Annotated in this window: 6 protein-coding genes; 1 reads left to right on the forward strand and 5 read right to left on the reverse strand. The window is 73.5% G+C overall.

Annotated elements, in window-relative coordinates:
* Positions 1–7 precede the first annotated feature (7 nt).
* The 5 genes from ABUW04_RS25240 to ABUW04_RS25260 form a co-directional block, all read right to left on the reverse strand.
* Positions 8–1,105 (reverse strand): pectinesterase family protein, encoded by a 1,098-nt coding sequence (locus ABUW04_RS25240; RefSeq protein ID WP_232242044.1) that lies wholly within the window; start codon positions 1,103–1,105, stop codon positions 8–10.
* Positions 1,106–1,264: 159 nt separating this feature from the next.
* On the reverse strand, positions 1,265–2,089 hold the full coding sequence (locus tag ABUW04_RS25245) for a hypothetical protein (protein WP_030250848.1): 825 nt from the start codon (positions 2,087–2,089) through the stop codon (positions 1,265–1,267).
* Complete coding sequence (locus ABUW04_RS25250; RefSeq protein ID WP_051724957.1) at positions 2,089–2,649, reverse strand: SigE family RNA polymerase sigma factor; 561 nt, start codon at positions 2,647–2,649, stop codon at positions 2,089–2,091. Before ABUW04_RS25250 ends, ABUW04_RS25245 begins: the two co-directional genes overlap by 1 nt.
* Before the next feature lie 128 nt (positions 2,650–2,777).
* Positions 2,778–4,007, reverse strand: coding sequence for a radical SAM family heme chaperone HemW (gene hemW, locus ABUW04_RS25255; protein ID WP_380566707.1), 1,230 nt, complete (start codon positions 4,005–4,007; stop codon positions 2,778–2,780).
* A gap of 72 nt (positions 4,008–4,079) precedes the next feature.
* Positions 4,080–6,419 carry a SpoIIE family protein phosphatase gene (locus ABUW04_RS25260; RefSeq protein ID WP_380566708.1) on the reverse strand — a complete coding sequence of 780 codons (2,340 nt, stop codon included), beginning with the start codon at positions 6,417–6,419 and terminating at the stop codon, positions 4,080–4,082.
* A 109-nt stretch (positions 6,420–6,528) separates the two neighbouring features.
* Between ABUW04_RS25260 and ABUW04_RS25265 the strand changes: the two genes are divergently transcribed.
* A partial coding sequence (locus ABUW04_RS25265) for a HAMP domain-containing protein (RefSeq protein WP_380566709.1) occupies positions 6,529–8,073 on the forward strand: 1,545 nt, incomplete at its 3' end.

The following is an 8,073-nucleotide window of genomic DNA, read 5'->3' on the forward strand; positions in this document are numbered from 1 at the left end:
GGTGCGACTACTGGATCGGGTTCCAGCCGTCGGTCCCGGCCAGGTACCTGGCCGCCGTGTAGTTGGCGGCCTGAGCTGCCGTCAACTGCGGGCTGCCGGTGTAACTGCCGGATCCTGCACCGGTGTTGAGGTAGGACTTGAACCGGGCCGAGGTCCAAGCGAACCCGCTCATGTCGGTCCACGGCGTGGCCGCCTTGATCGCGGCCGGCAGCACCGTGTTGCGGACCACCACCTGGGCGACCGCGGTGCTGTTGGTGTGCCAGGGCCGCCCCAGGTAGTAGGTGTTGGCGGCGGCGGTGCTGTAGACCGTGCTGTTGGTGATGAGGAAGCCGTAGGTCTTCGACGAGTCGGTGTTCGCCGCGGTGAGGAAGCCGTTGAGGCCCCCGGCCGCCGCGCCGTCGTCGATGGCCTGGATGTTGGCGTGGTCGAAGACGGCGGTCGCGTTGCCGAAGATGAAGTCGACGTCGCCCTTGATGAAGACGTTGGAGAAGTACTGCCTGGTCTGCGCGGTGGCGCTGGGCGACCAGGCCAGCAGGGTGTCCTGGTGGCCCAGGAAGCGGTCGTTGCGGTAGACCTGCCGGTCGCCCTCGGCGTTGAGCGCCACCGCCTGCCCCGCGGTGATGCTGGGATTCGCGGCCTTGCTGAAGGAGTTGGTGACGGTGATGTTCTCCACCGTCACCCCGGCGGCGGCGAAGGTCGCGGTGGCGCTGCCCAGGGTGCCGTAGGTCGTCCCGTCCGACTTGGGGGTGCCGGAGGCGTTGCCGTAGGTGATCACCACGTCCTCGGGGTTGCCGGTGGCGCCCTTGACGGTCAGTCCGGTCTTGGTGACCGGGACCGAGACCACCTCGTGGTACGTGCCCTTGGCGATGCTGATGGTGTCCCCGGCGGCGGCCGCGTTCACCGCCGCCTGCACGGTGGTGTACTCGGCGCTGCCGTCGGCGGCCACCGTGAGGGTGGCGGTCGAGGCCGCGTCCGCGAACAGCGGCACCGCCGCCGCACCGCCGACGGCGGCCAGCACGGCGCCGGCGGCGACCAGCCTGCGGGTGGTCCGGGAACGGCGGTGGTGCTGCTGCGGGGTGGCACGGTCGAGGTCTGGCTCAGGCACCGGGTCGGCCCTTCGTACGGTCGGCTTCAGCGCCGCTGCAGGCAGCGCTCTTGACCTCCAGTGGTCCGACCGCGCGAAGAGGTTGCCCCGTTCACAGAACCTTCACCTGCAGCACCGTTGGGGGCGCGGGGAACTGCGCGACCGGCCAGGCAGGGCCCGCTAGTGGGTGGCGGCGAAGTTCCCGTAGACCTCGGCCCCGGAGCCGTGGCCCGTGGCGGTGGCCCGGTAGGTGTCCTGGCCGGCGTCGCGGCCGCCGGCCGCGTGGTTGTACTGCCCGGCGAAGACATAGCTGCCCGGGGCCAGCGTCGCCCCCGGCTTGAGCTTGAACTCGTAGACCAGGGTGCCGTTCCGGCTGGTGACCGTGGTGTCGAGGTCGGCGGCGGGGACGGTGGACCAGGCACCGGTGCTGCTGAGACCGGGGGTGTCCGCCAGAGTGACCGTCACGTCCAGCGCGGTGACGGTGTAGCGGTTCTTCAGGGTGATGTTGCTCTGCGACCAACTGGTGTTGCTGTGCGGGTCGATGGAGCCGTCCGACCAGAGGAACCCCTGCTGCACCCGGGTGGCGCCGGTGGCCCCCGCGGTCCCGGTGGCCGTGGACGGCGAGGAGGCGCCCGCCGACGGTGAGGCCGGAGCGGACGAGGGCGACGGCGACGGGGTCGCCTCCGCGCTGCCCACCGAGCTGGGGGTGGTCACCGCGACCACCGGCTCGGTCGGCTTGGGCGCGCTGAACTCTCCCACCGCCGCCCAGGTCCCGGCGACGCTCAGGCCGAAGCCGACCGCGCTGGCCAGGACGATCCCGGCGAGCCGCAGCCCGGCCCGGCCGGAGGTCCGCCGACGGCGGCCGCGCACCGCGCCGCTGAACTGCCCGCGTTCGACCCTGGCCAGCATCGCCTCGCGGTCCGGCCGGTGGCGCTCCGCCTCGGTGCGCAGGACGGCGGCGAGCCGCTCCTGGTCCTGGTCCTGTCGGGACTTCTGCTGCGACATCAGCCCTCCTCCCCTGCCGCGACCAGCCATTGTGCCTCAGGGCGCCCGGCCAGCAGCTCGGCGAGCTGCGCCGCGCCCCTGGAGGTCTGGCTCTTCACCGTGCCCACCGATATCCCCAGCGCCGCCGCGGTCTCCCGTTCGGACAGGTCGAAGGCGTAGCGCAGCACCACACAGGCCCGCCGCCGGTGCGGCAGCCGGCGCAGCGCGCCGCGGACGTCGACGACGGCCGGGACGTCCGTGCCGGAGACCGACTCCCGGTCCCGCCACAGCGTGCCCCAGCCGCGCAGTCCGGCCCGCTCGCGGGTGAGCTTGCGGATGCGGTTGCGGCAGAGGTTGGCGACCACTCCACGCGCGTACGCCGCGGGGCTGTCGGCGGCGCTGACCCGCTCCCAGTGCCGCCAAACCTCCAGCAGTGCGTCGGCCGCCAGGTCGTCGGCGGCGTCCGCCTCACCGGTGAGCAGGTAGGCGAGGCGGGACAGCTCGCGGTGACGCTCCTCGAAGAACGCGTGGAACGCGGCATCGGTGGTGGCGTTGCGCGGTGTCGTCGTGCCGAATGCCACCCCAGCCCCTCCCGCCTCTTGTCGCACCATAGGACAAGAAGTGAGAAACAGTAGCGGATCCGGCTGTGCTCCCGAACCACACGGTGCGCTCCCGGACCACGCGGTGTCACTCCGGTGCCGGTCCGCTCTCAGTCCACCAGGTCCCGCACCACCGCGTCGGCCAGCAGCCGCCCGCGCAGCGTCAGCACCGCCCGCCCGGCCGCGAAGGGTTGGGCCGCGAGCAGCCCGTCGGCCAGGGCCCGGTCGGCGGCCTTGCGGCCGGCCTCGTGCAGCAGGTCGAGCGGGCAGCCCTCGGAGAGTCGCAGCTCCAGCAGGATGCGCTCGACCCGGCGGTCCTCGTCCGCCAGCCGCTCGCGCCCCTGCGCGGGGGTGCGTTCCTCGGCGAGCGCCTGCGCGTACGCCGCAGGGTGTTTGACGTTCCACCACCGCACGCCGCCGACATGGCTGTGCGCGCCTGGGCCGGCGCCCCACCAGTCCGCGCCGGTCCAGTAGAGCTCGTTGTGGCGGCAGCGGGCCTCGGGGGTCCTGGCCCAGTTGGAGACCTCGTACCAGTCCAGCCCGGCGGCGCCGAGCAGTTCCTCGGCGATCAGGTAGCGGTCGGCGTGGACGTCGTCGTCGGTCATCGGGATCTCGCCGCGGCGGATCCGGGCGGCGAGCCTGGTGCCGTCCTCGACGATCAGGGCGTAGGCCGAGACATGGTCCGGCTCCGCGCCCAGGGCCGCCTCCAGCGAGGCGCGCCAGTCGTCGTCGCTCTCCCCCGGGGTGCCGTAGATCAGGTCCAGGTTGACGTGCTCGAAGCCGGCCGCGCGGGCCTCGGCCACGCAGGCCTCCGGGCGGCCCGGGGTGTGCCTGCGGTCCAGCAGTTCCAGCACGTGCGGACGGGCGCTCTGCATGCCGAAGCTCAGCCGGTTGAAGCCGCCCTCGCGCAGCTCCGCCAGATAGGCCGGGTCGACCGACTCCGGATTGGCCTCGGTGGTGACCTCGGCGCCGTCGGCGAGCCCGAACTCCTCCCTGATCGCGGCCAGCATCCGGACCAGGTCGGCGGCCGGCAGCAGGGTGGGCGTCCCACCGCCCAGGAACACCGTCTCGACCGGCAGCTCGGCGTCGCCGAGGATCCGGCGGGCCTGGCGGATCTCGGCGACCAGGTTGTCCGCGTAGGTGTCCTGCGAGGCCACCGCGCCGGAGGAGCGCAGCTCGGTGGCCGTGTAGGTGTTGAAGTCGCAGTACCCGCAGCGGGTGGCGCAGTACGGGACGTGGACGTAGAAACCGAAGGGCCGCCGTCCGAGCTCGCTCAGCGCGTGCTCGGGCAGGGCCCCGTCGGCGGGGACGGCTTCGCCGTCGGGGAGTGCGGAGGGCATGGGCCCATTGTCCGGCATCCGCGGGGTTCGCTCGGACTGCGCGGCCGGCCGCGCGTTCGACCGGGCGGCCGGCTACTGGCGCACCCGCAGCGCCAGTATGGCCAGGTCGTCCCTGGACGGCTCGCGGGAGAAGGCGTGCACCGCACGGCGCAGCCGCTGCGCCGTGCCCGCCGCGGTCAGGCCGGTGCACTCGGCCAGCAGCGCGGCCAGCCCGTCCTGGTCGTCCAGCTGGGTGGCGCCGTCGCGCCGCTCGGTGACCCCGTCGGTGACGCACAGCAGCAGGTCGCCGGGGTCCAGCAGGAAGGTCTCGGTCACATAGGGGTGCCCGGACAGGACCCCGAGCATCAGCTGCGGTCCGGCCACCTCCTCGACCTTGCCGTCCGGGCGCAGCCGGAGCGGCGGGGGTCCGCCCGCGCAGACGGCCGAGCAGCGGACCCCGCCCTCCGCGCGGGGGGCCAGCTCCCCGTACACCAGGCTCAGCAGCCGGCCGCGGTCGCCCTCGTCCACGATCACCTGGTTCAGCCGGCCGAGCACGGCGGCCGGATCAGGGACCGGGTGCAGCCCGGGGAACTCCCGGGTGAGCATCCGCAGGGCGTACCGGGCGAGTCCGGTGACCGCGGCGGCCTCGGGCCCGTGGCCGCAGACGTCGCCGAGGACAAACCCCCAGCGTCCGCCGCTCAGCGGGAAGACGTCGTAGAAGTCGCCGCCGACGTCGTCCCCCGACATCGCCGGCTCGTAGACCAGGGCGGTCTCGATCCCCGGGACCGGGGACAGCTGCTGCGGCACCAGGCTGCTCTGCAGCACATGGCTGGTGTGGGTCTGCCGGCGCAGGGCCCGGGCCACCGCGAGGGCGAGCGCGATCCGGCGGGCCAGCTCCTCGGTCAGTCTGGCCAGCCCGGGCGAGAGCGGGGTGGACCGTCCGACCACCAGCGTGCCCAGGCCGACCCCCTGCTGTTCCAGCGGGACGGACCGGACGAACCCGGGCACGGGCGCGTCGACGCCCGAGGCCTCCAGCAGGGCGCGCAGCGGCCCGACCCGGCGCTCGTCGCTGTGCCACACCACCGCGAGCCTGGACGGCTGCCGCCGTGCCGGATCGTCCGGATCGGCGAGGTAGACCGCCGCCCAGTCGGCGATCCTCGGGACGACCAGCTGCGCGGCGAGGGCGGCCACCTGCTCCTCGTCCAGGACCCCGCCGAGCAGTTCGCCGGCCTCGGCGAGCAGGGCCACCCCGCCCTGCCGCTGCCGTTCGGCCAGGGCCGAGCGCAGCCGCCACAGCTCGGCGGCGACGGTGTCGGCGGCGGACCGGAGCCGGGCCAGCGCGGCCGGTCCGAGCGGCGCCCCGGCCGGTCCGGCGGCGACCACCAGGCCCAGCGACTGGCCCGCGGCCTCCAGCGGGACGCCGCCGAGGCGGGCCGGCGGGACCCCGGCCGGGGCGAGCGCCGCCGGTGTGGTCCGCAGGCCGACGACCGCCAGCGGATCGGTACTGGCCCCGATCTCCAGCAGGTCCGCAGGGCCGTCCCCGGCGCAGGGCAGCAGCAGGTGGACGGCCGCGGCCCCGCCGAGCTCCTGGAGCAGCCCGGCCGCGCGGTCCAGCAGCGTCCGCTCGTCGGGGCAGCCGCCGAGGCGGTCCCGCAGCGGACCGCGGTCGGCGGTCCGGTCAGGCCCGGTGGACGGGACGGGCGGGGCGGGCGCGGCTCCGTCGGCGAGCAGGAGGTCCTGGTTCTGACGGTCCACCAGCAGCCAGACGGTCTCCCACTCCGGCGCGTACCCCGGAGTGCGGCCGTCCGCGCACTCCAATCCCTTCGGCTGCAACCGGTTCCGCTGCGACCGGACCGCGAACAGCTCCGCCGTGCCGCCGTCCGCGCGCCGTACCGTCCGTTCGCCCTGCCATCGGCCGACACCGGTCGGCTCGGCCCGCAGCGCACCGCACCACAGTTCGGCCAGCCGGCGTCCCAGCAGGTCGGCGCGGCCGTGTCCGAGCAGCTCAGCGGCCTCCTCGCCGACGTCGACCACCAGCCCGGAGCGGTCCACGACGACCGCACCGATCCGCACCCGGGAGCTGTTCTGACGTTTCGTCAGCGGAATCCGCGCAATCTGGGACCGGTCGCTGCCCACGCTGGCAGCGCCCCGGTCGACGGCGGCACTCCGGTCGACGACCTCGAAGAGGAACTCCGGCGGGACCGCCGCGGAGTCGATGGCGCACCTGATCTCCAACCTGGCCCCCGCCCCACGCGCTGCGACGTCCACCAGCTCGCTGGCCAACTTGCCTGCCTCATCCGCGAGTTCAGCCTCACCCCAGGCCTGCAGCGCGGCCCGGGCGAAGGCTCCGGCGCGCTCCGGGGCACCGGCGCGGGAGGTCAGTGTGATCCGCGCCCGCGGCGACATCCGCGGCGCCGCCGATCCCTGGTCCATAGCCGCCCCTGCCGTTCCGTGCTGCCGTATCACCGAGTTCTCCTCGACCCGACTGCCAGAGTGACAGAATGAGTCCAGTCACGCACAACGAGTCACAGGAAGTCGCGCCATGGTACGGGCTCCGAGGTCCAGCGCATCCGCCACCGCCCCTGTCCCCGCTCAGGCCGACGCCCAAGGCCGGCCGCTGCCCCCCGACGGCAGGGTCGAGGGCTGGCTCCGGGTCAGCGAACTACGTCCGCTCCTCGCCGCGCTCACCGGCCTGCGCGACGGCAACTTCCACACCAGGCTCGACCACTCCGCCGACGGCCTGGCCGGAGAACTGGCCGGGGTGTTCAACCAGGTGGTGGAGCGCAACGAGCACCTGGTCGGCGAACTCACCCGGGTGCGCCGGGAGGTGACCCGGCAGGGCCGGCTGGACGAGCGGCTCTCGGCCAGCCCCGGGCAGGGCTCCTGGACCACCGGCGTGCAGGCGGTCAACGCATTGATGGACGACCTGGTGGTACCGGTCACCAACACCACCCGGGTGCTCAACGCGGTGGCCAGCGGGGACCTCTCGCTCCGGGTCGACCTGCACGAGGGCAGCCGGCCGCTGCGCGGCGACCTGCGCCGGATGGCCCGGGCGGTGAACCAGATGTGCGACCAACTGTCGCTGTTCACCAGCGAAGTGGCCCGGGTGGCGCGGGAGGTCGGCACCGAGGGCAGGCTCGGCGGCCGGGCCCGGGTGCAGGGCATGTCGGGCACCTGGCGCGGGGTGACCGAGGCCGTCAACGCCATGGCTGCCCGGCTGACCTCGCAGGTCCGCGACATCGCCCTGGTGACCACTGCGGTCGCCAACGGCGACCTCAGCCGCAAGATCACCGTGGAGGCCACCGGCGAACTGCTGGAGCTGAAGCTCACCGTGAACACCATGGTGGACCAGCTCTCCGGCTTCGCCGACGAGGTGACCCGAGTGGCCCGCGAGGTCGGCACCGAGGGCAGGCTCGGCGGCCAGGCCCAGGTCCGCGGGGTCTCCGGGGTCTGGAAGGACCTCACCGACAACGTCAACCTGATGGCGTCCAACCTCACCGTCCAGGTCCGCGACATCGCCCAGGTGGCCACCGCGGTCGCCAAGGGCGACCTCAGCCGCAAGATCATCGTCGATGCCCAGGGTGAGATCCTCCAGCTCAAGTCCACCCTGAACACCATGGTGGACCAGCTCTCCGCGTTCGCCGGAGAGGTCACCAGGGTGGCCCGCGAGGTCGGCACCGAGGGCCAACTCGGCGGCCGGGCCCAGGTCCGCGGGGTCTCCGGCACCTGGAAGGACCTCACCGACAACGTCAACATGATGGCGTCCAATCTGACCACCCAGGTCCGCGACATCGCCGAGGTCGCCACCGCGGTCGCCAACGGAGACCTCAGCCGCAAGATCATCGTCGATGCCCAGGGCGAGATCCTGCAGCTCAAATCCACCATCAACACCATGGTCGACCAGCTGTCCGCGTTCGCCGGAGAGGTCACCAGGGTGGCCCGCGAGGTCGGCACCGAGGGCGACCTCGGCGGTCAGGCCCAGGTCCGCGGCGTCTCCGGCACCTGGAAGGACCTCACCGACAACGTCAACTTCATGGCCGACAACCTCACCAGCCAGGTCCGCAACATCGCCCAGGTCACCACCGCC

It is taken from the genome of Streptacidiphilus jeojiensis, from assembly GCF_042510965.1.
Taxonomy (GTDB): Bacteria; Actinomycetota; Actinomycetes; order Streptomycetales; family Streptomycetaceae; genus Streptacidiphilus; species Streptacidiphilus jeojiensis.